Source organism: Streptomyces sp. NPDC001714 (assembly GCF_042892755.1).
Taxonomy (GTDB): domain Bacteria; phylum Actinomycetota; class Actinomycetes; order Streptomycetales; family Streptomycetaceae; genus Streptomyces.
In genome coordinates this window covers 63,436-84,162 of the sequence record NZ_JBIAUL010000028.1, presented here as the reverse complement: position 1 = coordinate 84,162, position 20,727 = coordinate 63,436, and the positions used below count along the sequence as shown (strand labels likewise).

18 protein-coding genes are annotated in these 20,727 nt (G+C 71.6%); 3 read left to right on the top strand and 15 right to left on the bottom strand.

Features of this window, described 5'->3' with window-relative positions:
* Positions 1-108: 108 nt before the first annotated feature.
* The 6 genes from obgE to ACFY0P_RS45580 form a co-directional block, all read right to left on the bottom strand.
* The gene (gene obgE / locus ACFY0P_RS45605; RefSeq protein ID WP_388927999.1) at positions 109-1,548 is read right to left on the bottom strand and encodes a GTPase ObgE; all 1,440 of its coding nucleotides are present in this window, start codon (positions 1,546-1,548) and stop codon (positions 109-111) included.
* Positions 1,549-1,685: 137 nt separating this feature from the next.
* Positions 1,686-1,940 carry a 50S ribosomal protein L27 gene (gene rpmA, locus ACFY0P_RS45600; protein ID WP_023550764.1) on the bottom strand — a complete coding sequence of 85 codons (255 nt, stop codon included), beginning with the start codon at positions 1,938-1,940 and terminating at the stop codon, positions 1,686-1,688.
* 14 nt (positions 1,941-1,954) lie between these two features.
* Complete coding sequence (gene rplU, locus ACFY0P_RS45595) at positions 1,955-2,275, bottom strand: 50S ribosomal protein L21 (RefSeq protein ID WP_007381993.1); 321 nt, start codon at positions 2,273-2,275, stop codon at positions 1,955-1,957.
* Positions 2,276-2,545: 270 nt separating this feature from the next.
* Positions 2,546-6,730 (bottom strand): Rne/Rng family ribonuclease, encoded by a 4,185-nt coding sequence (locus ACFY0P_RS45590; RefSeq protein ID WP_388927996.1) that lies wholly within the window; start codon positions 6,728-6,730, stop codon positions 2,546-2,548.
* Positions 6,731-7,006: 276 nt separating this feature from the next.
* Positions 7,007-7,771, bottom strand: coding sequence for a TIGR03936 family radical SAM-associated protein (locus tag ACFY0P_RS45585; protein WP_388927993.1), 765 nt, complete (start codon positions 7,769-7,771; stop codon positions 7,007-7,009).
* Between the two features lie 108 nt (positions 7,772-7,879).
* Positions 7,880-8,740 carry a hypothetical protein gene (locus ACFY0P_RS45580; protein WP_388927991.1) on the bottom strand — a complete coding sequence of 287 codons (861 nt, stop codon included), beginning with the start codon at positions 8,738-8,740 and terminating at the stop codon, positions 7,880-7,882.
* 169 nt (positions 8,741-8,909) lie between these two features.
* Between ACFY0P_RS45580 and ACFY0P_RS45575 the strand changes: the two genes are divergently transcribed.
* Positions 8,910-9,263, top strand: coding sequence for a DUF805 domain-containing protein (locus ACFY0P_RS45575; RefSeq protein WP_089106823.1), 354 nt, complete (start codon positions 8,910-8,912; stop codon positions 9,261-9,263).
* A gap of 57 nt (positions 9,264-9,320) precedes the next feature.
* Here the strand turns inward: ACFY0P_RS45575 and ACFY0P_RS45570 are convergent, their stop codons facing one another.
* The 8 genes from ACFY0P_RS45570 to ACFY0P_RS45535 form a co-directional block, all read right to left on the bottom strand.
* Positions 9,321-9,785 carry a hypothetical protein gene (locus ACFY0P_RS45570; protein ID WP_388927989.1) on the bottom strand — a complete coding sequence of 155 codons (465 nt, stop codon included), beginning with the start codon at positions 9,783-9,785 and terminating at the stop codon, positions 9,321-9,323.
* A 144-nt stretch (positions 9,786-9,929) separates the two neighbouring features.
* Positions 9,930-12,659 carry a cation-translocating P-type ATPase gene (locus ACFY0P_RS45565; RefSeq protein ID WP_388927987.1) on the bottom strand — a complete coding sequence of 910 codons (2,730 nt, stop codon included), beginning with the start codon at positions 12,657-12,659 and terminating at the stop codon, positions 9,930-9,932.
* 39 nt (positions 12,660-12,698) lie between these two features.
* The gene (locus tag ACFY0P_RS45560; protein WP_388927984.1) at positions 12,699-13,715 is read right to left on the bottom strand and encodes a polyphosphate kinase 2 family protein; all 1,017 of its coding nucleotides are present in this window, start codon (positions 13,713-13,715) and stop codon (positions 12,699-12,701) included.
* Between the two features lie 178 nt (positions 13,716-13,893).
* Positions 13,894-14,175 carry a DUF6400 family protein gene (locus ACFY0P_RS45555; protein WP_388927981.1) on the bottom strand — a complete coding sequence of 94 codons (282 nt, stop codon included), beginning with the start codon at positions 14,173-14,175 and terminating at the stop codon, positions 13,894-13,896.
* A 91-nt stretch (positions 14,176-14,266) separates the two neighbouring features.
* A complete protein-coding gene (locus tag ACFY0P_RS45550; RefSeq protein WP_388927979.1) occupies positions 14,267-14,875 on the bottom strand; it encodes a VOC family protein in 609 nt (202 codons plus the stop codon).
* A 54-nt stretch (positions 14,876-14,929) separates the two neighbouring features.
* The gene (locus ACFY0P_RS45545; protein WP_388927976.1) at positions 14,930-15,679 is read right to left on the bottom strand and encodes an SDR family oxidoreductase; all 750 of its coding nucleotides are present in this window, start codon (positions 15,677-15,679) and stop codon (positions 14,930-14,932) included.
* Positions 15,680-15,727: 48 nt separating this feature from the next.
* Positions 15,728-16,027, bottom strand: a complete 300-nt coding sequence (locus ACFY0P_RS45540; protein WP_388928019.1) for a hypothetical protein — start codon at positions 16,025-16,027, stop codon at positions 15,728-15,730.
* Between the two features lie 393 nt (positions 16,028-16,420).
* Positions 16,421-16,900: a MarR family winged helix-turn-helix transcriptional regulator gene (locus ACFY0P_RS45535; protein WP_388927973.1), complete on the bottom strand. Its 480-nt coding sequence runs from the start codon at positions 16,898-16,900 to the stop codon at positions 16,421-16,423.
* Positions 16,901-17,002: 102 nt separating this feature from the next.
* Between ACFY0P_RS45535 and ACFY0P_RS45530 the strand changes: the two genes are divergently transcribed.
* Together ACFY0P_RS45530 and ACFY0P_RS45525 are read left to right on the top strand one after the other, a co-directional pair.
* Complete coding sequence (locus ACFY0P_RS45530; RefSeq protein ID WP_388927970.1) at positions 17,003-17,386, top strand: 4-oxalocrotonate tautomerase family protein; 384 nt, start codon at positions 17,003-17,005, stop codon at positions 17,384-17,386.
* A 355-nt stretch (positions 17,387-17,741) separates the two neighbouring features.
* Entirely contained in the window at positions 17,742-18,551 is an 810-nt protein-coding gene (locus tag ACFY0P_RS45525) for a hypothetical protein (RefSeq protein WP_388927967.1), read from the top strand.
* Positions 18,552-18,649: 98 nt separating this feature from the next.
* On the opposite strand, the gene ACFY0P_RS45520 is transcribed toward ACFY0P_RS45525, so the two are convergent.
* Positions 18,650-20,632, bottom strand: a complete 1,983-nt coding sequence (locus ACFY0P_RS45520; RefSeq protein WP_388927964.1) for a TIGR03960 family B12-binding radical SAM protein — start codon at positions 20,630-20,632, stop codon at positions 18,650-18,652.
* Positions 20,633-20,727: the final 95 nt, after the last annotated feature.

The window sequence follows — 20,727 nt, the reverse complement described above, 5'->3', positions numbered from 1 at the left end:
GTTGATCAGCGAGCCTCGGGAACCGGGGAGGCCGACAGACTTACGCGCACAGTCGCCTTGATCGCACAGGCGCCCTGCTCACACGGGCGCCTCGCTCAGCCAGCGGTCCTACTCGAACGGGTCGAAGTCGCCGTACTCCTGAAGGGACTCGTCCCGTTCCGCCTGCCGGTCGCGGCGGCGCTGCACTGCGGGCCGCTGCTCCTCGAAGCGGTGGTCCTCACCGCGGCGGCCGAGCATCTCGGCGCCGGACATCATGGACGGTTCCCAGTCGAAGACGACGGCGTTGTCCTCGGGGCCGATGGCGACGCCGTCGCCCGCCCGGGCGCCCGCCTTCATCAGCTGCTCCTCGACGCCGAGGCGGTTGAGGCGGTCGGCGAGGTAGCCGACCGCTTCGTCGTTGTTGAAGTCGGTCTGGCGGACCCAGCGTTCGGGCTTCTCGCCTCGCACCCGGAAGAGGCCGTCGTCCTCCTGGGTGACGGTGAAGCCGGCGTCGTCGACGGCCTTGGGCCGGATGACGATCCGGGTCGCCTCCTCCTTCGGCTTGGCGGCGCGGGCCTTTGCGACCAGCTCGCCGAGTGCGAACGTCAGCTCGCGCAGGCCCAGGTGGGCGACCGCGGACACCTCGAAGACGCGGTAGCCGCGGGCCTCCAGGTCGGGGCGGACCATCTCGGCGAGGTCCTTGCCGTCGGGGACGTCGATCTTGTTGAGGACGACGATCCGGGGCCGGTCGCCGAGCCCGCCGTACTGCTTGAGCTCCTCCTCGATGACGTCGAGGTCGGAGACGGGGTCGCGCTCGGACTCCAGGGTGGCGGTGTCGAGGACGTGGACGAGGACGCTGCACCGCTCGACGTGGCGCAGGAACTCCAGGCCGAGGCCCCTGCCCTGGCTGGCGCCGGGGATGAGGCCGGGCACGTCGGCGATGGTGTAGACGGTGGAGCCGGCGGTCACCACGCCGAGGTTGGGGACCAGGGTGGTGAACGGGTAGTCGGCGATCTTCGGCTTGGCGGCGGACAGCACCGAGATCAGCGAGGACTTGCCGGCGCTCGGGTAGCCGACCAGGGCCACGTCGGCGACGGTCTTCAGTTCGAGGACGATGTCCTCGATGTCGCCGGGCTCACCGAGCAGCGCGAATCCGGGTGCCTTGCGGCGGGCGCTGGCGAGGGCCGCGTTGCCGAGGCCGCCGCGGCCGCCCTGGGCGGCGACGTAGGAGGTGCCGTGGCCGACGAGGTCGGCGAGGACATTGCCGGCCTTGTCCAGGACCACGGTGCCGTCGGGCACCGGCAGGACGAGGTCCTGGCCGTCCTTGCCGGCCCGGTTGCCGCCCTCGCCGGGCTTGCCGTTGGTGGCCTTGCGGTGCGGGGAGTGGTGGTAGTCGAGGAGAGTCGTCACCGACTGGTCGACGGTCAGGGTGACGTCGCCGCCGCGGCCGCCGTTGCCGCCGTCGGGGCCGCCGAGCGGCTTGAACTTCTCCCGGTGTACGGAGGCGCAGCCGTGGCCTCCGTTACCCGCGGCGATGTGCAGCTCGACGCGGTCCACGAAGGTGGTCATGGTGCAGTGCCTCCAGTTGTTGCGGGGTAATACCAATGTCAACACGCGAAAGGCGGACCCGCCTTCCCGATCGGGAAGTGAGGTCCGCCTCGCGAAACGTTCGGTCTGAAGCCCTAGATCAAGGATCTGGATCGAGCTCAGGCGACCGGAACGATGTTCACGACCTTGCGGCCACGGTGGGTGCCGAACTCCACCGCACCGGCCTGCAGCGCGAACAGCGTGTCGTCGCCGCCGCGGCCGACGCCCGCACCCGGGTGGAAGTGGGTGCCGCGCTGACGGACCAGGATCTCGCCCGCGTTGACGACCTGACCGCCGAAGCGCTTCACGCCGAGGCGCTGAGCGTTGGAGTCACGACCGTTACGGGTGGACGATGCGCCCTTCTTGTGTGCCATCTCTCCTCAGTCCCTTACTTCGCAGCCGCGGGGATCTCAGTGACCTTGATCGCCGTGTACTGCTGGCGGTGGCCCTGACGACGGCGGTAGCCGGTCTTGTTCTTGTAGCGAAGGATGTCGATCTTGACGCCCTTGTGGTGGTCCACGACCTCGGCCTGGACCTTGATGCCGGCCAGCACCCACGGGTCGCTGGTCACAGCGTCGCCGTCGACAACGAGCAGGGTCGAGAGCTCGACCGTGTCGCCAACCTTGGCAGTGGAAATCTTGTCAACCTCAACGATGTCGCCGACAGCAACCTTGTGCTGGCGACCACCGCTGCGCACGATGGCGTACACGCGGATCTCACTCTCTCGCTCGGGAACGGCACCCCCGCAGTCCAGCCGTCCGGCGAACGCGGGCGGCCTCTCCGGAACACGCTGTGCTCCCGAGGAAGAGGTTTACGGGGATGTGGCGCGTCCTCATATCCATGGACACGCCGACGGTCAAGGTTACGGGGCGGTGGCCGAGGGGGTCAAACCGGGCCCCGGTGGGTGTGGGGCCGGTCACTCGGAACAGGTCCCGTACAGCGCGGGGCCGGTCACGTGGACCGGCCCCGCGCCCGGGCGTCAGCCCTCGTCGGAGGCGGTGGCGACCGTGGTGGTCTTCTTCGCCGTCGACTTGGCGGCGGCCGTCTTGGCGGTCTTGGCCGCCTTCTTGGCCGTCGTCGTCTTCTTCGCAGCCGCCGTCTTCTTGGCGGCGGTCTTCTTGGCGGCCGTCTTCTTCGCCGCGGTCTTCTTGGCGGCCGTCTTGCGGGCCGTCTTCTTGGCCGGCGCGGCCTCCTCGACGACCTCCTCGACGGCCTCGGCGGACCCAGCGGCCTCGGCGGGGACCTCCTCGGCCGCCGCCGGCGCCTCCGCCGACGGTACGACCATGACGGCCGCCTCCTCGGACGCGGTCGGCGCGGTGGCCTTGCGCACCGCACGGCGACGCGGGCGGGCCGGAGCGGCGCTCTCGGCGGGCGCGGCCGCCTCGGGCTCCGCGACCGGTTCCGGCGCCGTCTCCACGGCCGTCTCCGCCACCGTCCCGACCGCCGGGGCGGTCTCGGCGGTGACGGTCACCACGGTCGCCTCGGCCCCGGCCGGGGAACCGGCGGGCGCCGACACCTTCCGGGTGGCACGCCGACGCGTACGGCCCTTGGGAGCGGTCTCCTCGGCGGCCGGCGCCTGCGGGGCCTCGACCGTCGGGTCCTCCACGGCGAACGGCTCGGCGTGCGCCACGGCGGCCGGCTCCGGCAGCACCGGACGCTCCGCCTCGACGGCGGCCGGTACGTCCTGCGCGGTCGGCGCCTCGGCCCCGACAGCCCCGGCGGCCGTCCCCGCGGTCTCGGTGCGTGCCGTACGGCCCTTGGGCGCGCCGGCCGGAGCCGAGGCCCTGCGGCTCGCCCGGCGGCGGGTACGGCCGCGGCCGGCCGCGGCCTCCGCCTCGGCGACGCTGCTGTACAGCTCCTCGTCCGGCGCGAAGTCGGGCGCGGGCAGCGCGACGGGCTCGGCGGCCGCGGCCGCGACCTCCGCCGCCGTCTCGACCGCGTGGACGGCCTCGGCGTGCTCGACGGCCCCGTCGGCCACGACCTCGTGCGTCTCGTGGACGTCGTGGTCGTGCTCGTGCCCGTCGCCGCCGCGCCCGCGCTTCTTGCGCTTGCCGCCGCCACCGCCGCCGGAGCTGGGCTGCTCCATGTGGACGATGACGCCTCGGCCGTTGCAGTGCACGCAGGTCTCGGAGAAGGACTCCAGGAGGCCCTGTCCGACGCGCTTGCGGGTCATCTGGACGAGCCCCAGCGAGGTCACCTCGGCCACCTGGTGCTTCGTACGGTCCCGCCCGAGGCATTCGAGCAGGCGGCGCAGCACCAGGTCCCGGTTGGACTCCAGGACCATGTCGATGAAGTCGATGACGATGATGCCGCCGAGGTCGCGCAGCCGGAGCTGGCGGACGATCTCCTCGGCCGCCTCCAGGTTGTTGCGGGTGACGGTCTCTTCGAGGTTGCCGCCCTGGCCGGTGAACTTGCCGGTGTTGACGTCGACGACGACCATCGCCTCGGTCCGGTCGATGACCAGCGAACCACCGCTCGGCAGCCAGACCTTGCGGTCCAGCGCCTTGGACAGCTGCTCGTCGATCCGGTACGTGGCGAAGACGTCGACCTCGGAGGTCCACTTCGACAGCCGCTCCGCGAGGTCGGGCGCGACGTGCGAGACGTAGCCGTGGACGGTCTCCCAGGCCTCGTCACCGCTGACGACGACCTTGGAGAAGTCCTCGTTGAAGATGTCGCGGACGACCCGGACGGTCATGTCCGGCTCGCCGTACAGCAGCGTCGGGGCGTTGCCGTTCTTCGACTTCTTCTGGATGTCCTCCCACTGCGCCTGGAGCCGTTCGACGTCGCGGCGCAGCTCGTCCTCGCTCGCGCCCTCGGCGGCGGTGCGCACGATGACACCCGCGTCCTCGGGGACGATCTTCTTGAGGATGGTCTTCAGACGCGCGCGCTCGGTGTCGGGCAGCTTGCGGCTGATGCCGGTCATCGAGCCCTCGGGGACGTACACGAGGTAGCGGCCGGGGAGGGAGACCTGGCTGGTGAGGCGGGCGCCCTTGTGGCCGATCGGGTCCTTCGTCACCTGGACGAGCACGGACTGGCCGGACTTCAGGGCGGACTCGATTCGGCGCGGGCCGTTGGCCATGCCCAGCGCCTCGAAGTTGACCTCACCGGCGTAGAGGACGGCGTTGCGGCCCTTGCCGATGTCGATGAAGGCGGCCTCCATCGACGGCAGCACGTTCTGGACCTTGCCCAGGTAGACGTTGCCGACGTACGAGGTCGACTGCTCCTTGTTGACGTAGTGCTCGACGAGCACGCCGTCCTCCAGGACGCCGATCTGGGTGCGGTCGCCGTGCTGGCGTACGACCATCACGCGCTCGACGGCCTCGCGGCGGGCGAGGAACTCGGCCTCGGTGATGATCGGGACGCGTCGGCGGCCCTGCTCGCGGCCCTCGCGGCGGCGCTGCTTCTTGGCCTCCAGGCGGGTCGAGCCCTTGATGGACTGGACCTCGTCGGACGGCTCGGAGGGCTTGCGGGGCTCGCGGACCTTGACGACCGTGCGCTCCGGGTCGTTCTCGCCGGGCTCGGTGTCGGGGGTGTCCCCGGCACGCCTGCGGCGGCGCCGGCGACGGCGGCTGCTGGAGGAGGACATGCCGGCCTCGTCGTGGGCCTCCTCGTCGTCCTCTTCCTCCTGCTCGGCCGTGTCCTCGGCGTCCTGCTCGGCCTGTTCGGCGGCGAGCTCGTCGGTGCCGTCGTCGGCGCCCTCGCCGTCGGCGGCGTCACCGCGGCGGCGGCGCCGGCCACCGCGACGGCGGCGCCGGCGGGAGCCGGACTCCTCGGCCTCGTCCTCGCCGTCGGCGATGTCCTCGACGGACTCCTCCGGCTCCTCGGTCTCGTCCTCGGCGACGGGCTCGGCGACCGTGGTGTCCTCGACGGCGCCCCGGCGGCGGCGCCGACGGCGCGAACCGGCGTCGGCCTGCTCGGCCGGCTCGGCGGCGAAGGCCGTGGCAGCGGAAGACGACGCGGAGGGGGCGGAGGACACCGGGGCTGCCGGGGCGGCCGCGGGCTCCTCCGGCTCCTCGGCGCCCGCGGCCGAGGCGGCCGCCTCGGCGGCGGCGCGCTCCGGGGTCTGGAACTTCGGCTCGGTGAACACGGGCGCCTGGAAGACGGCGACGGCGGGCCGGGCCGGGCGGCGCTGCGGCTCCTCCTCGGCGCCGACCCGGGCGGCGGGCTCGGAGAAGCCGGTGGCGGCCTGCCGCACGACGCGACGCCTGCGGCGCGGCGCCTCGGCCTCGACGGGCTCGGCGGCCGGGGTCTCGGCGACGACCGCCTGCGGCTCCTCGGCGGCGGCCGTCTCGGCGGCAGCGGCCTCGGGCGCACCGGCGGGCGCGGCCACCCGGCGGGTGGCGCGGCGGCGGGTCCGCGGGACGGACGCGGCCTCGTCGGACGCCTCAGCCTCCTCGGGCGCCTCGGCCACCTCGGCGGACGCGATGGTCTGCGTACCGGCCTCGGCTGCGGCCTCGGTCTCTTCGCCGGCCTCGGCAGGCACCGGGGCACCGGCGGGTGCGGACGCCCGACGGGACGCACGGCGACGCGTCCGCGGGGCGGGCGCGGCCTCCTCGACGACCTCGGCGGTCTCGGTCAGTTCAGGGGTCTCGACCGCCTCGGCGGTCTCCTGCGGCTGTGCCTGCTCCGCCGCCGTCACGGCGGACGGCTCCTCCACCGCGACGGGGGATGCGGCGGGCGCGGAGACCCGGCGGGTCGCACGGCGACGCGTCCGCGGCGCGGGCGCGGCCTCCTCGTCGGTGTCGGTGGCGGCCTCGACCGCGGCCTTGCTCGCGGCGGGCTCGGTCACGGCACCGGCATCGGCGGCGACAGCAGCAGGCACGACGGTTTCCGCGGCCTCGGCTGCGGGGGTGCCGGCGGGCGCGGAGACCCGGCGGGTCGCACGGCGACGCGTCCGTGGAGCGGGCGCGGCCTCCTCGGCGGCTTGTGCGGCCTCTGCCACTTCGGCCGTCTCAGGAGCCTCGGCAACCTCTTCCGTCGCTTCGGCGGCGGACTCGAAGGTCTCGGCGGCCGGTATGGCCGGCACCGTGGTCTCGGCCACGGTCTCGGTCCCGGCGGGCGGTCCCGCGGGGCGGGACGCGGCACGGCGACGCCTGCGCGGCGGCAGGGTGTCGCTGGGGGTGTTCAGTTCGGAGCCCTCGGTGGGCTCGGTCGGTTCGAGCATGCGGGCGTTTCTCCCGTCAGGCTCCCGGGCGCCGCGCCTGGTCCGGCGTCGATCGGTTCGAGCGACCGCCGGTGACGTCCACGGCTCGCGCGATGCGCGGTGCCGCCGTGTGGGGCGCGGGCGCCGCACAGGAGCTCTCTGTGTCCTGTCTCGCCGGTTCCGTACGCCTTGTCGCGGACGGCCTGGCGAAAGTCTTCTGGTCGGTGCGCTGCCCGACCCAGGTGGCTCCCGAGTACGAGGGCTGCGCTACGACGTCCGTCCTTCGCGGGACCTTCCTTACGCCGGCACCGTCGCGGCGGCAGTCGGTTCGGCCTTCGAGAGGGCCTCGGCTGCCTCGCGGTCGGGCGCGAGCGGGTCGGTCACCGTGCCGGTCTCTTCATCGAGCAGCCCCTGCGCCAGCCTGGTCACCGCTGCGGGGACCGGCGGCGCCAGGTCGGCCACGGCGCGGAGACCGGACAGGACGTCGTCGGGTCGTACGGCAGGCGTCACGTGCCGAACAACCAGCCGCAGTATCGCACAGGGCTGGTCGGTCGGCCTATCAGCCGTTTCACTCTGTGTTTCAAGTTGTACGACGGCGGGGCGGGCGTCGAAGGTGCGGACGCCGTTCTTGGTGGTGCGCCGGACCTCGACGGACTCGGCGGCGTTGAACGCCGCGACGGCCTTCTCGGCCTCCGCCGGGTCCTGGCCGGGCAGCCGCAGCTCCCACACGGAGGCGGTGAGCCGGTCGGCCAGTCCGGACGTGTGTGCCTCGACCGCGTCGACGATGTCGAGCCCGGGGGGCAGGGACTCGTCGAGGAGGGCGCGCAGCTGCTCCGGGTCGCGGTGTGCGGTGAGCGCGATCTCCAGGTACTCGGCCTCGCTGCCCGTGCCGGTGGGTGCGGCATTGGCGTACGACACCTTCGGGTGCGGTGTGAACCCCGCCGAGTACGCCATCGGCACCTCGGCGCGGCGCAACGCACGCTCGAAGGCGCGCTGGAAGTCACGGTGGCTGGTGAACCGGAGGCGGCCGCGCTTGGTGTAACGCAGTCGGATGCGCTGCACCGCGGGTGCGGGCGGCGGGCCTTCGGGCTGTCGCTTGCCCAGTGTCGTCAGTCCTTCGTGGTTCTGGTGCGAGGGCCGTACCGCTGTCGGCCGTACGGCTGTGTACTGCTACCTATCAAGAGTACGTGTGTCGCGGCCTCTGGGTTCCCGGCGGTCCACGGGCTCGGGCCGCCTCGGCTCGCCGAGGAGGGCGCGGCGGAGGTCGGCGCGGGCCTGGCGTACGGCACGGCCGACGGCGCGTGCGGCCTCGGCCACCGGGTGCAGCACGAGGTCGCGGACGACGTGCCCGACCGGGGTGAGGACGGTGCGGTACACCCACCGCGCGGGCTCCAGGAAGATCCACCGGAAGAGGGTGCCGAGCACCCGTCCGGCGGCCCGTGCGACGTACCCGGCGGCCCGCCAGGCGTGGCCGAGGGCCTCCCCGATCTCCTTGAGGACGATTCCGAGGACGCGGCCGGCCGGGGCGAGGATCCAGCGCCACAGGGCGACGGCGGGCAGGACGAGGAGCACGCGCGCGATCCGGTACAGGGCGGTGCCGAGCATGTCGACCACCCAGGCCGCGGCCTTCACGACGGGCGTGAGGAGCCGTACGACCGCGTGACCGATCGGGGTGAGCACGCGCGCGTAGAGCCACATGAGCGCGTGGCCGATCGGGGGGAACACATGCGCGCAGAGCCATACCAGGGCGTGACCGAGGGGAGTGAGCACGTAGCGGTACAGCCAGATCAGCGGTACGACGACGAGTCCGTGGAGCACCCGGCCGAGCGCGCGTCCCACCGGGGCGAGGACGTACTGCCACAGGAACCGGGCGGCGGCGGCGAGCGCGTCCCAGAGCAGGCGTACCGGCAGCACCACCAGGAACACGAAGATCCGCACGGGGATTCGTACCGCGACGACCAGGCATCCCTCCGGTTGGTGGGCCTGTGGCGGTCGTGGTGACGGCTGTCGGGATCGTTTCTGCATGTCCATGGCCGGAGAGACGTTATCGCGTACCGCGCGGATGCGATCGGGCCCCCTTGATCACCGATCGGCGGCGAGACGGTAACGGTTGACCCGCACACGCCAATCTGGTTGGAACCGGCCATCCCGGCTTGATTTGCTGTGCGCACAATCAAGCCGATCCCCGGGGGGACGAGTAATGAACTGGTACGTGGACGTACTGAAGAAGTACGCGGTGTTCAGCGGACGCGCGCGCCGCAAGGAGTACTGGATGTTCACGCTGATCAACGTGATCATCGCGATCGTGCTTGCCGTGGTCGGCAACGCCATCCACTTCGCCGCCCTCGCCGCGATCTACAACCTCGCGGTCCTGCTGCCCGGCCTCGGTGTCGCGGTCCGCCGGCTGCACGACACCGGCCGCTCGGGCTGGTTGATCCTGGTCGGCATCATCCCGCTGGTCGGTTGGATCTTCGTGCTCGTCTGGCTCGCGTCCGACGGCAAGCCGGAGGAGAACCAGTACGGCGCCAACCCGAAGTACGCGGCCGCCGTCTGACCCGCCGACACCCCGAAGGCCCGCCGGAACCGTCCGGCGGGCCTTCGCCGTTTTCTGCTACGCGGCGGAGGACGAACTCTTGTTGCGTTCGGTCTGGAGGTGCAGGACCAGGAAGAGGACGCGCAGGAGGTCGTCGGGCAGGGCGTGCAGGCCGGCGGGCAGGACGACGCGGCGGGGCCGCCCGCCCAGCAGGTCGTACCCCACGGAGAGCGGGCCGATCCCGCGTACCCGGCCGCTGAACCTGGGGTGGTCGATCGGGTACGGCCCGATCCGGCGCGGGATCCCGGACCAGGCGGCGCAGTCGACGTCCCAGGTCCCGAACGTTCGGGGGACGCTGCCCAGGCGGCCGTAGCCGATCTCGACGTCGCCGATCCGGCGCAGCCGGCTGCCGAGCAGGTCGTACTCCAGCGGATGCGGCCCGAGCGCGCGGGGCCGGCCGCCCCACCGGCCGTAGGTGAGCTCGACCTCCCCGATGCTGCGCAGCCGGCTGCCCAGCAGGTCGTATCCCAGTTCCAGTTCCATGTCCGCCAGCTCCCCCGCTGTCCGCCGGTGTTCGGCCGCGCGCCCGTGTTCGGTTTTCCTGATTGTGCGGCCGGTTCGGTGCGGCTTCCATGGCGGTCGTGTCACGGTTTCGTCGGCGTCCGCAGGAGCCGGTCCGCGGACGCGTCAGGTCCGCGGGGCCGGCCTGCCGTTCCAGCGGGCGAGGAACTTGCCGATCTCCCACAGCGCCAGCAGCGCGAGCGCCGGGAGCAGCGTCCAGGCGAACTGGGCCAGGTTCAGCTGGGTGGTGCCGAGGAGCCTGCGGAAGGCGTCCGTCTGGGTGACCAGGACCGCGAGAACGAACTCGATCAGCATGGCCCGGTTCATCTGCTTGCTGTCGAAGCTGGCGGTGGTGAGCACGGTGTCGCGTTCGCTGCGGCACTCCAGCGCGGCCACGATCAGGCAGAGCGCGAAGGACGTGAACGCCATCGACTGGCCGATCGCGACGCTGCCGTAGCGGTTGGTGCCGAGGTCGATCAGGCAGAGCAGGCCGATGGTGATCACCAGGCCGGACAGCCCGACGGTGAGCATGACGCCCCGGGTCAGCACGTGCGCGCCGCGCGGTCGCGGGCGGCGCGCCATCAGGCCGGGGCTCTGCCGGTCGAAGCCGAGCGCGAAGCCGAAGGCCGCGTTGACGAAGAAGTGGATCCACAGGACCTGCGCCGGGGTGAACGGCTCCCCGGCGGCGATGTCGAACAGGGTCGCGCCGAGGAACGTCAGCACGAACACCACGAGCAGGACGAGCACGAACCGGATGTACTTGGTGAGGTTGTCGTAGATCTTCCGGCCCTGTTCGACGGCGAAGACGATCGTGGCGAAATTGTCGTCGGCGAGGACCATGCGGCCGGCGTTCTTGGCGACCTCGGTGCCGGAACCCATGGCGATGCCGACGTCGGCCGCCTTGATGGCGGGCGCGTCGTTGACGCCGTCGCCGGTCATGGCGACGACGCCGCCCTTCTTCCTGAGCGTCTCGGCGAGCAGCACCTTGTGCTCGGGCGCGACCCGGCCGACGACCCCGATGCCGTCGATCCGGGCGAGCCGTTCGCTCTCCGGCAGGGCGGCGAAGTCCGCGCCGAGCATGGCCTCGCCCTCGATGCCGAGCTGCCGGGCGATGGCGGCGCCGGTGACGACGTCGTCGCCGGTCACCATGCGGACCCTGATGTGCGCGGCCTGCGCGTCGGCGACCGCGGCCCTCGACTCGGCGCGCGGCGGGTCGACCATGCCGACCAGGCTGGTCATCTGCAGGCCGGTGACGTAGCCGAGCAGGTCGCCGTCCGGGTCGAAGGCCGCCGGGTCGAGGTCGCGGCGCGCCGCGGCCATCACCCTCAGGCCCTCGCCGCCCATCCGTTCGACGTGCTCCTGCGCCCGCTGCCGCAGCCCCTCGTCCCACGGGACGGAGGCGCCCTGCCGGAGTGCCGTGGCGGCCCGGTCCATCATGGCGGGCGCCGCGCCCTTCACGAAGCAGCGCACAACAGGGCGGCCCGTCTCGTCGGTGGCCTCGTTGAAGGTGGCCATCAGCTTGTAGGAGGGGTCGAAGGGCAGTACGGCGAGCCTGGGCAGCCGTTCCCGGGTGGCGTCGACGTCCAGGCCGGCCTTGTGGCCGAGGACCAGCAGGGCGCCCTCGGTGGGGTCGCCGACGACCTTGCCGTCGACCAGCCGGGCGTCGTTGGCGACCAGGTAGGGCAGGATCGCGTCCGTCATGTCCGCGGCGCTGCCCACCGGGTGCCGGATCCGGCCCTCCAGGCCGTAGCCGGTGCCGGAGACGGTGTAGCGGTCGCCGGCGTCGACGACCTCCACGGCCGTCATCTGGTTCATGGTGAGCGTGCCGGTCTTGTCGGAGTTGATCGCCGAGGTGAAGCCCAGCGCCTCCACCGACGGCAGGTCCTTCACGATCGCCTGGCGCCTCGACAGGTCGACGGCGCCGATGGACAGGATCGTCTGGGAGACGGTGGGCAGGGCCTCCGGGATGGCGGCGATGGCCAGCGAGACGGCGCTGACGAACAGCGCGTCCCACGCCGTACCCCGGCTGCGGCCGAGCACGAACATCAGGATCATCGTCACCCCGGCCGTGCCCGTGATCCACAGGGTGAGCCGGTCCATCTCCCGGGTCAGCGGCGAGGCCTCCCGGCGGGTGGTCGACAGCATGCCCGAGATACGGCCGAGTTCGGTGTCCGCGCCGGTGGCGGTGACCACCACCGTGCCGCTGCCGTGGGTGACGGGGGTGTTCATGAACGCCATGTTCCGGCGCTCCCCCGGCGGCAGGTCGCCGTCGGTGAGCGTGCCCGCCTCCTTCGCGGCCGGCACGCTCTCCCCGGTCAGCGCCGACTCGTCGATCTGCAGGGCGTTCGCCGTGACGATCCGGCCGTCCGCCGGCACCTCGTCGCCGGCCGCGAGCAGCACCACGTCACCCGGTACGACCTCTTCGGCCGGGATCTTCGATTCGGTTCCGTCCCTGCGTACCCGGGCGGTGGCCTTCATCATCGACTTCAGCGCGTTCATGGCGCTGTCCGCCTTGCCCTCCTGGCGCATCCCGGCGACCGCGTTGACGACGGTCAGGACGAGCAGCAGGATCCCCGTGCTCCACTCCTTGATGACGAGCGAGACGACGGCGGCGCTCACCAGGACCAGTTGCATGTAGCTGCGGTACTGGGCGAGGTAACGGCGCCAGCCCGGAAGCGGCTTCTCCTGCGGCAGCGCGTTCGGGCCGTGGGTCCGCAGCAGTTCCGCGGCGCGGGCGGTGGACAGACCGGCGGCCGGATCCACCTCGAAGGCGGCGGCCACCTGTTCGGGCGGACACGCGTACCACGGCCTGCGGTCGGCCGCCCGGTCCTGCGGGGCGTCTGTCTGCGCGGTCATGAAGGTGCCTCCGATCCGGCCTTCTCCCCCACCCCCCGGTCACGGCTGCTTCTTGCGCTGCTTCCCCTCCCCGTTTTTCCTGCTGTTTTTCCCGCCGTTCTTCTTGTTGGCCTTCCTGTCGGTCTTCTTGCCGGCTTTCTTGCTGTTCGCCCCCGGGGGCGCCTCCGCCTCCAGTTTCTTCCTGACCTCGGCCAGTTCACGCCGGGTCTCGTCGCTGACCTGCGGGTACTGCGGGTCGATGGCCATCAGGGTGTGCACCAGGACGGCGGCCGCGCACACCCGGGCGAACCACTTGTGGTCGGCGGGAACGACGTACCAGGGCGCCCACGGCGTACTGGTGGCGGACAACATCTGCGAGAACGCCCGCTGATAGTCGTCCCAGTAGGCCCGTTCGCGCACGTCGGCCGACGAGAACTTCCAGTTCCGCTCGGGTACGTCGATGCGTTTGAGGAAACGGGTGCGCTGTTCTTCCTTCGACAGGTTCAGGAAGATTTTCACGATCCTGAAGCCGTTGTCGGTCAGATAACGCTCCCAGTCGTTGATCTCGCGGTAGCGCCGCTCCCACACGCCCGGGCCGCGGGCCGTGTCGGGCAGCTTCTGGCGGCGCAGGTTGTCCGGGTGCACCCGGACCACGAGCACTTCCTCGTAGTGGGAGCGGTTGAAGATGCCGATCTCACCCCTGGCCGGCAGATTCCGGGCGTAGCGCCACAGGAAGTCGTGGTCGAGTTCCTCGTTCGAGGGGACCTTGAAGCCGACCACGCGCACGCCCTGCGGGTTCACCCCGCTCATGACGTGGCGGATGGTGCCGTCCTTGCCGCCGGCGTCCAGCGCCTGCAGGCACAGCAGCACTCCGTAGGTGTCCTGGGCGGCCAGCCGCCGCTGGTAGTCGGCCAGCTGCTCGATACCGCCGCGGAGCAGTTCGACGCCGTCCTTCTTCTTGCGGATGCCGGCCCTGAAACCGGGGTCGAAGTCCTCGGCCAGCCGCACCGTGCTGCCGGGCTCGACCCGCAGCGGCTCGATGAACTCCGCGATGCGGTCGGCTCTGTCGTCGCTCATGGCCCACCCGCCCTTCCGGCGGGTCCAGCTTCCCGCCGGCCGCCCGGGACCTCCTCACCCCTCCCGGGTGGTTCACGTCGTACGGCGGCGGGCTGCGCAGGCACGTCGACGGTGCACGCGCGCGTGCGCGTGCACCGTCGACGGCCCCGCGTCCGCGTCCGCGTGCGCGGTCCGCGGATCAGGCAGCCGTGTCGTCTCCGGCGCCGCCAGGACGTCCGCCGTCCCCGCGGCGCGGAAGGACGCCGGCCGCGACGAGGGTGTCGTACAGCCGCTGCTGTTCCGGGTCGAGGCCGGAGTACAGCAGGTCGTACGCCTCCTCCTCGCCCCGCACCATCTCGACGGGGTCCCAGCCGTCGCCGAGCGCCGCCATGACGTGGGCCCGGCGGGTCATCTCGTGACCGGTGAGGTCGACGGAGAACTCGACCGGTTCGGCGGGACGGGAGGCATCTTTATCGGACATATAACCGAATTTAGGTAAGCCTTCCGGGTGACGGCAAGGGCCCGTGGGACACATCACAGCAGGTCGGAGGCGAGGGGAAGGCTCGGCCGGTTCACGAGGGCGGTTCGGTCCCGGCCTGCTCGCTCACCAGGTACCGCGCGTACCAGTCCGGCCAGTCCGGGTCCTCGCGGCCGATGCGGGCCTCGTGCTCGCCGTGCGCCGCCGCGGCCCGGCGCAGGGCGCCGGCCAGGTCGTCGGCCGAGGAGAACGCGGTGGCCGCGGGGTCGAGCCGTCCCGGGAGCCGGGTGGTGACCTCCTGGAGGAGCCAGCCGTTGCCGTCCGGGTCGCTGAACGACAGGAAGGAGCCGTAGCTGCCGTCGGGGCCGGCCACCCGGGCGTCGGTTCCGGCGTGGTGGAAGACGCCGCCGGCGTCGTGGAACACGTCGCTCGGGCCGGCGCCGTGCCGGGCCAGCTCGTCGTGGGCGGCCTTGATGTCGTCGACGATCAGATGCAGTCCCTGGGCCGAGCCCGGAGCCTGGTCGGTGACGGAGGAGCCGAAGATGACCGACGCCGGGGAGCCCGGCGGGGTCACCTGCACCACCCGGAAGTCCCCGTCGCCGGCGACGTCCGCGTCGAGCCGCCAGCCCAGCGCGGTGTAGAAGTCCTTGGCGCGGTCGACGTCGGTCACCGGGACCACGACGACCTCCAGTTTCATGTCCATGGCTTGCGCCTCCCGTCTCGTAGGGGCGTGGGGGATGCGGGCGAGGACGGGCGGTCAGTGTGCGAGCAGTTGCTGGCCGCCGTCGATGTCGTAAGTGGCGCCGGTAAGGGCGTCGTTGACCATGATGTGCAGGGCGAGAGCGGCGACGTCCGCCGGGCCGACCACCCGGCCGATGGGCAGCGTCCTGCGCAACTCCTCGCGCCGCTCCTCCAGTCGGTCACCGAGGAGGGCGGCGGACAGCGGTGTGTCCACGAACCCGGCCGCGATGAGGTTGACCCGGACCGGGGCGACCTCCAGTGCCAGGTTGGCGGTGAGCGCCGGCAGCGCCGCGGTGACCGCGCCCACCACGGCCATCCCGGGCGCGGGCCGCCGGCCGCCGGTGCCGCCGATGAACAGCAGCGTTCCCCCGGCCCTGACCTTCTCCCGGCCCGCCCGCGCCACCGCCAGCACCATGGCCATCCGCGCGCCGAAGTCCCGGGCGGCGTCGGCCGGATCGAGTTCGCCGAGCGGGGTGTACGACGGGCTGCCCGCCGTCACCAGCACGTGGTCGACCCGGCCGGGCAGCTCCCCGAGGAAGCGCTCCAGGTGTGCGGTGTCCTGGGCGTCGAGCACGGCCGTGCTCAGCGGGTGCAGTTCGTCGGCGGCCCGCCGCAGGCGCTCGGCGTTGCGCGCCACCAGCACCAGGTCGCCGTCGGCCGCCCGCACCTGCCGCGCCGTCTCCAGACCGATGCCGGCGCTGCCGCCCACCACGACGACCGTCTGCCCGGCCAGTTCTCCGTGCGCTCCGCTGGACCCACCGGCCATGACCGCCTCCACGTCCGCCGCCGCCCACTTCGTGGACTCTGCCGACCCTCACCGCGAACCCTCGCCGTCCCGCCGTCCCGCCGTCCCGCCGTCTCCCCGTACCTGCCGCCCCACCGTCCACGCGGCCACGCCGTCCAGCCGTCCACGCCGCCGACGAACTCGCCGGTGGTGAGCACGGCGTGGACGGCGTGGGCGTACAGGGGGCGCGTCGAGGTAGAACGCCGCTGTCATCTCCTCCCTGCTGAAGGAGCCGATGGCGTCGCGCACGAGGGGCATGGGGTGGCCGAACTCCGGCCCGGAGCGTGCGGTGGCGTCGACGCAGATGCCGGCCCGCATGCCGACGAGCAGTATCTTGTCGGCGAACGGACCGATCGCCGCGGCAACGCACAGAGCGGGGACGGTCGAGGCCGTCCCTGGCTGTCCGCCACGGCCACCCGACTCCGGAACCTCAGTCTGTCACCCACCCGGTGGAACGGCATCCGGGCCCACCGGCACTCCCCGGCCCCGTCGGCGAACCCACCACCACCCCACCCCCGCACACCGGGCGCCGGGCGCCGGGCGCTGGGGAACCCGCTCGCCGCGCCGGAAAGGGGCCCGGGATGCCCGCCACTCGGCCGACGGCAAGACCATCTGGACCGAGCAGACGCTCACTCCGGCCTGGCCGCCGTACGACGTGCTGCGCAGTGGCCACGGGCACAAGCACGGGCACCGAACCGTCCCCTTCCCGTCCCCCGGCGGAGCTCAGCGTTCGCGTTCTTCCGCCACCGCCGCCTCATAGGCGTGCAGGGTGTCGACGAAGAGGCGCCGCTGCGCCGGAGACAGCGGAGTGAGCACGCGGCGCCAGGCCTCGGCGCCGGGGGCGAGCCACGCGGCGATGGCGTCGTGCTGCTCGGGAGCGATGGCCACGATCCGGCGCCGGCGGTCGGACGGGTCCTCGCGCCGGTCCAGGATGCCCTTCCCGCTCAGGTCCCCCACCATCAGGCTGACCGTGGTGGGTGCCACCTCCAGACGTGCGGCCAGGTCGTTGACGGTCATGGGCCCGTCCAGCAACAGGTAGGACAGCAGCGAGAGATGACGGGGTGCCAGCGACTGCGACTGCAGGACCTCGGGCACGGGGATGCGCTTCACCCGGCCGGCCATCCGCGGCATGAGCAGCAGCAGCTCACGCACAGCCGAGTCCACGTCCCCCTTCCCGGCCTCGTGCCGCGCGTGTCCGGTCATCGTGCACCCCCACCATTTACCTTTGGAGACAAAGATGCTTTGCTGGCAAAGTCATCGACGATCGCCCAGCCCGCCACCGCGGACCCGGACGGAGATTCCACCATGCCCCACTTCACCGTGCACATCAGCGACACCGCCCTCGACGAGCCGGCCGAGCAGGGCCTGATCCGTGGGCTCGCGGAGGCCGTCGGATCCGTCTACGGCGAGCCGTTCGGCCGCCTGGTGGCGGTCGACCTCGTCGGCATCCCCCAGCGTCGGCGCGGCATCGGCGGGAAGCCGACCGCCGACACCGCCCCGAACGTCACCCTGAGCCTGCGCGAGGCGGCCTACCGGCACCCCGAGGTGCCGGACGCCCCCGCGCGCCTGATCGCCGCGATCACCGACGCCGTGGTCCGCGCCCTCGGCGAACACGTCCGCGGCCAGGTGACGGTCGCTCTCCTGGCCGTCCCCGAAGGGCGTTCCGGCGTCGGCGGCCGGGTCGCCTGACGAACACCCCGGCCGGGACCGGGAAACCGCAGGACCCGGCCGGCAGGACGACCGGCGAGGACGCCTTCACCCCCGAACTCCCCGACACCTGAAGAGGCAACGGCGCTCAGCACGAGCGAATCCCGCAGCACCGGCCGCAACCACACAAATCCCCCCGCGACAACGCCTCATACGCGTACCATCAGGGCGCACAGAAGACCGGCAGTGACGTAACGGTCACAGATCGCCACGAGTGCAGGGTGCGTCCGTTTCGGCATACGGCGGACGTCCTGCAGGTCGGATGACGTGGGGGGGCGTCATGGCGGATTCATCCGCTGCGCGGATTCGCGCACGTATACATGTTTTCCGGTCCCGTGTGGAGCCGGTCGTCACGCGATCCGTGCTGTTGGGCATCGTCGCTCTCGGGATCCTGGCGCAGTTCGTCAAACCGCTGAACGACCTTCTCGAGGGAAACATCTCTCTTGGCGGGGCACTGCTCAGCGCGGTCGCCTACATCCTGTACGAGGCATTGAAAGACCTGGCGGACGCGCCATCGAACGGCCGCCACACACCGCGGGTCACCAATCCGCACTCCTTGGGCCCCTACATCGACGAAGCCTTCACCGCTCGCACGGTGAACATCCGCTTCATCGGCTACACGGGAGAAACCCTCTTCCTGCACCTGCAACGCCTTCTGCTGGACGTCCTCACCACGCCGGGGCGCACCCGTTCGGTCACGGTCCGGATCCTGGTTCCCGACCTGTCGGGACCCGTCGGGCTCCCCTGCACGCTCCATCAGGACGGCTCGACGTCCGACGATCCCGAATTCCGCGCATACCAGACCCGCAGAACCAGGGATTACTCCCATCACCTGTCCGGGCTCGCGCTGCGACTACAGGAAGCCGGGGTCGATGTCGTCGTCGAGTTTCGAACCTATCCCGGAATTCCGGTCTTCAAGCTCTACATCTTCAACGAGGACATGGCTTTCGCCGGGTTCTACGACGTCGCCTGGACGTCGGGCTTCCCCATCCATGACCCGAACCGCACCCTGCTGAACCCGAAAGGCCCGCTGACCAGCATTCACGGCTGGAGCTCCAAAAACGGAAACGCCGAGTCGAAGCGCTTCGTCAGGGACAGCGCAGAGTTCTTCGAAGGCCTGTGGAAGATGTCCGCGGAGCTTGTGTAGTCGATCAAGCAGCCGGGCCGCTTGCCGACGGCGTCGGCCGGTGAGGGCGTGAGGCCCCGACCGCAGCCGGCGCCGCAGTCGGTTCCCCCTCGTCCACGTCAGTGCGTATGCCCGCTCGAAGCCGGCGCCGCCCCCGCGTTCTTGACCGTCAGCGGCAGCAGCTTCTTGCCCGTCGGGCCGATCTGGATGCTGGTGTCCATCTGCGGGCACACCCCGCAGTCGAAGCACGGGGTCCAGCGGCAGTCCTCGACCTCTGTCTCGTCGAGGGCGTCCTGCCAGTCCTCCCAGAGCCAGTCCTTGTCCAGGCCCGAGTCGAGGTGGTCCCAGGGGAGGACCTCCTCGTAGGTGCGCTCGCGGGTGGTGTACCAGTCGACGTCCACGCCGAAGGGGGCCAGGGCCTTGTCGGCGCAGGCCATCCAGCGGTCGTAGGAGAAGTGCTCGCGCCAGCCGTCGAAGCGGCCGCCGTCCTCGTAGACGGCGCGGATGACGGCGCCGATGCGGCGGTCGCCGCGGGAGAGCAGGCCCTCGACGATGCCGGGCTTGCCGTCGTGGTAGCGGAAGCCGATCGAGCGGCCGTACTTCTTGTCGCCGCGGATCTTGTCGCGGAGCTTCTCCAGGCGCGCGTCCGTCTCCTCGGCGGAGAGCTGCGGGGCCCACTGGAAGGGGGTGTGGGGCTTGGGGACGAAGCCGCCGATGGAGACCGTGCAGCGGATGTCGTTGGAGCGGGAGACCTCGCGGCCCTTGGCGATGACCTTCGTCGCCATGTCGGCGATCTGGAGGACGTCGTCGTCGGTCTCGGTGGGCAGGCCGCACATGAAGTACAGCTTCACCTGGCGCCAGCCGTTGCCGTAGGCCGTGGAGACCGTACGGATGAGGTCGTCCTCCGAGACCATCTTGTTGATGACCTTGCGGATGCGTTCCGAGCCGCCCTCGGGGGCGAAGGTGAGGCCGGAGCGGCGGCCGTTGCGGGTCAGTTCGTTGGCCAGGTCGATGTTGAAGGCGTCGACGCGGGTGGAGGGGAGGGACAGGCCGATCTTGTCCTCCTCGTAGCGGTCGGCCAGGCCCTTGGCGATGTCGCCGATCTCCGAGTGGTCCGCGGAGGAGAGGGAGAGGAGGCCGACCTCCTCGAAGCCCGTCGCCTTCAGGCCCTTGTCGACCATCTCGCCGATGCCGGTGATGGAGCGTTCGCGCACCGGGCGGGTGATCATGCCGGCCTGGCAGAAACGGCAGCCGCGCGTGCAGCCGCGGAAGATCTCGACGGACATGCGCTCGTGGACCGTCTCGGCGAGCGGGACGAGGGGCTGCTTGGGGTACGGCCACTCGTCCAGGTCCATGACGGTGTGCTTGGAGACGCGCCACGGGACGCCCGACCTGTTGGGGACCACGCGGGCGATCCGGCCGTCGGGGAGGTACTCGACGTCGTAGAAGGCCGGGATGTAGACGGAGCCGGTCTTCGCCAGGCGGAGGAGGACCTCCTCGCGGCCGCCGGGGCGGCCCTCCGCCTTCCAGTCGCGGATGATCTTCGTCATGTCGAGGACGGCCTGCTCGCCGTCGCCGATGATCGCCGCGTCGATGAAGTCCGCGATCGGTTCGGGGTTGAAGGCCGCGTGGCCGCCCGCGAGGACGATCGGGTCGTCGAGCGTGCGGTTCTTCGACTCCAGGGGGATGCCGGCCAGGTCCAGGGCCGTGAGCATGTTCGTGTAGCCCAGCTCGGTGGAGAAGGACAGGCCGAACACGTCGAAGGCCTTGACCGGGCGGTGGCTGTCCACCGTGAACTGCGGGACGCGGTGCTCGCGCATCAGGGCCTCGAGGTCCGGCCACACGCTGTAGGTGCGCTCGGCGAGGACGCCGTCCTGCTCGTTGAGGACCTCGTAGAGGATCATGACGCCCTGGTTGGGCAGGCCGACCTCGTAGGCGTCCGGGTACATGAGTGCCCAGCGGACGTCGCAGGTCTCCCACGGCTTGACCGTGGAGTTGAGCTCTCCGCCGACGTACTGGATCGGCTTCTGCACATGCGGGAGCAGAGCTTCGAGCTGCGGGAACACAGACTCGGCGACCTGAGCGGCGGCTTCGGCAGGCATCTCGCGGACCTTTGTGAGGTGGCTGGGGGGCGCCCTCCGGCCGGTGGCCGGGAAGGGTGACCATCAAGCCTAACCCGGTCGGCGGACTCCCCCGT

Bases quoted from the DNA above. Each gene is read 5' to 3' on its own strand.
- obgE (WP_388927999.1), bottom strand. From the start codon at position 1,548: ATGACCACCTTCGTGGACCGCGTCGAGCTGCACATCGCCGCGGGTAAC.
- ACFY0P_RS45570 (WP_388927989.1), bottom strand. From the start codon at position 9,785: ATGGAACTGGAACTGGGATACGACCTGCTGGGCAGCCGGCTGCGCAGC.
- ACFY0P_RS45535 (WP_388927973.1), bottom strand. From the start codon at position 16,900: ATGACCGGACACGCGCGGCACGAGGCCGGGAAGGGGGACGTGGACTCG.
- rpmA (WP_023550764.1), bottom strand. From the start codon at position 1,940: ATGGCACACAAGAAGGGCGCATCGTCCACCCGTAACGGTCGTGACTCC.
- ACFY0P_RS45575 (WP_089106823.1), top strand. From the start codon at position 8,910: ATGAACTGGTACGTGGACGTACTGAAGAAGTACGCGGTGTTCAGCGGA.
- ACFY0P_RS45550 (WP_388927979.1), bottom strand. From the start codon at position 14,875: ATGGACATGAAACTGGAGGTCGTCGTGGTCCCGGTGACCGACGTCGAC.
- ACFY0P_RS45555 (WP_388927981.1), bottom strand. From the start codon at position 14,175: ATGTCCGATAAAGATGCCTCCCGTCCCGCCGAACCGGTCGAGTTCTCC.
- ACFY0P_RS45590 (WP_388927996.1), bottom strand. From the start codon at position 6,730: ATGCTCGAACCGACCGAGCCCACCGAGGGCTCCGAACTGAACACCCCC.
- ACFY0P_RS45520 (WP_388927964.1), bottom strand. From the start codon at position 20,632: ATGCCTGCCGAAGCCGCCGCTCAGGTCGCCGAGTCTGTGTTCCCGCAG.
- ACFY0P_RS45580 (WP_388927991.1), bottom strand. From the start codon at position 8,740: ATGGACATGCAGAAACGATCCCGACAGCCGTCACCACGACCGCCACAG.
- ACFY0P_RS45545 (WP_388927976.1), bottom strand. From the start codon at position 15,679: ATGGCCGGTGGGTCCAGCGGAGCGCACGGAGAACTGGCCGGGCAGACG.
- ACFY0P_RS45565 (WP_388927987.1), bottom strand. From the start codon at position 12,659: ATGACCGCGCAGACAGACGCCCCGCAGGACCGGGCGGCCGACCGCAGG.
- ACFY0P_RS45530 (WP_388927970.1), top strand. From the start codon at position 17,003: ATGCCCCACTTCACCGTGCACATCAGCGACACCGCCCTCGACGAGCCG.
- ACFY0P_RS45560 (WP_388927984.1), bottom strand. From the start codon at position 13,715: ATGAGCGACGACAGAGCCGACCGCATCGCGGAGTTCATCGAGCCGCTG.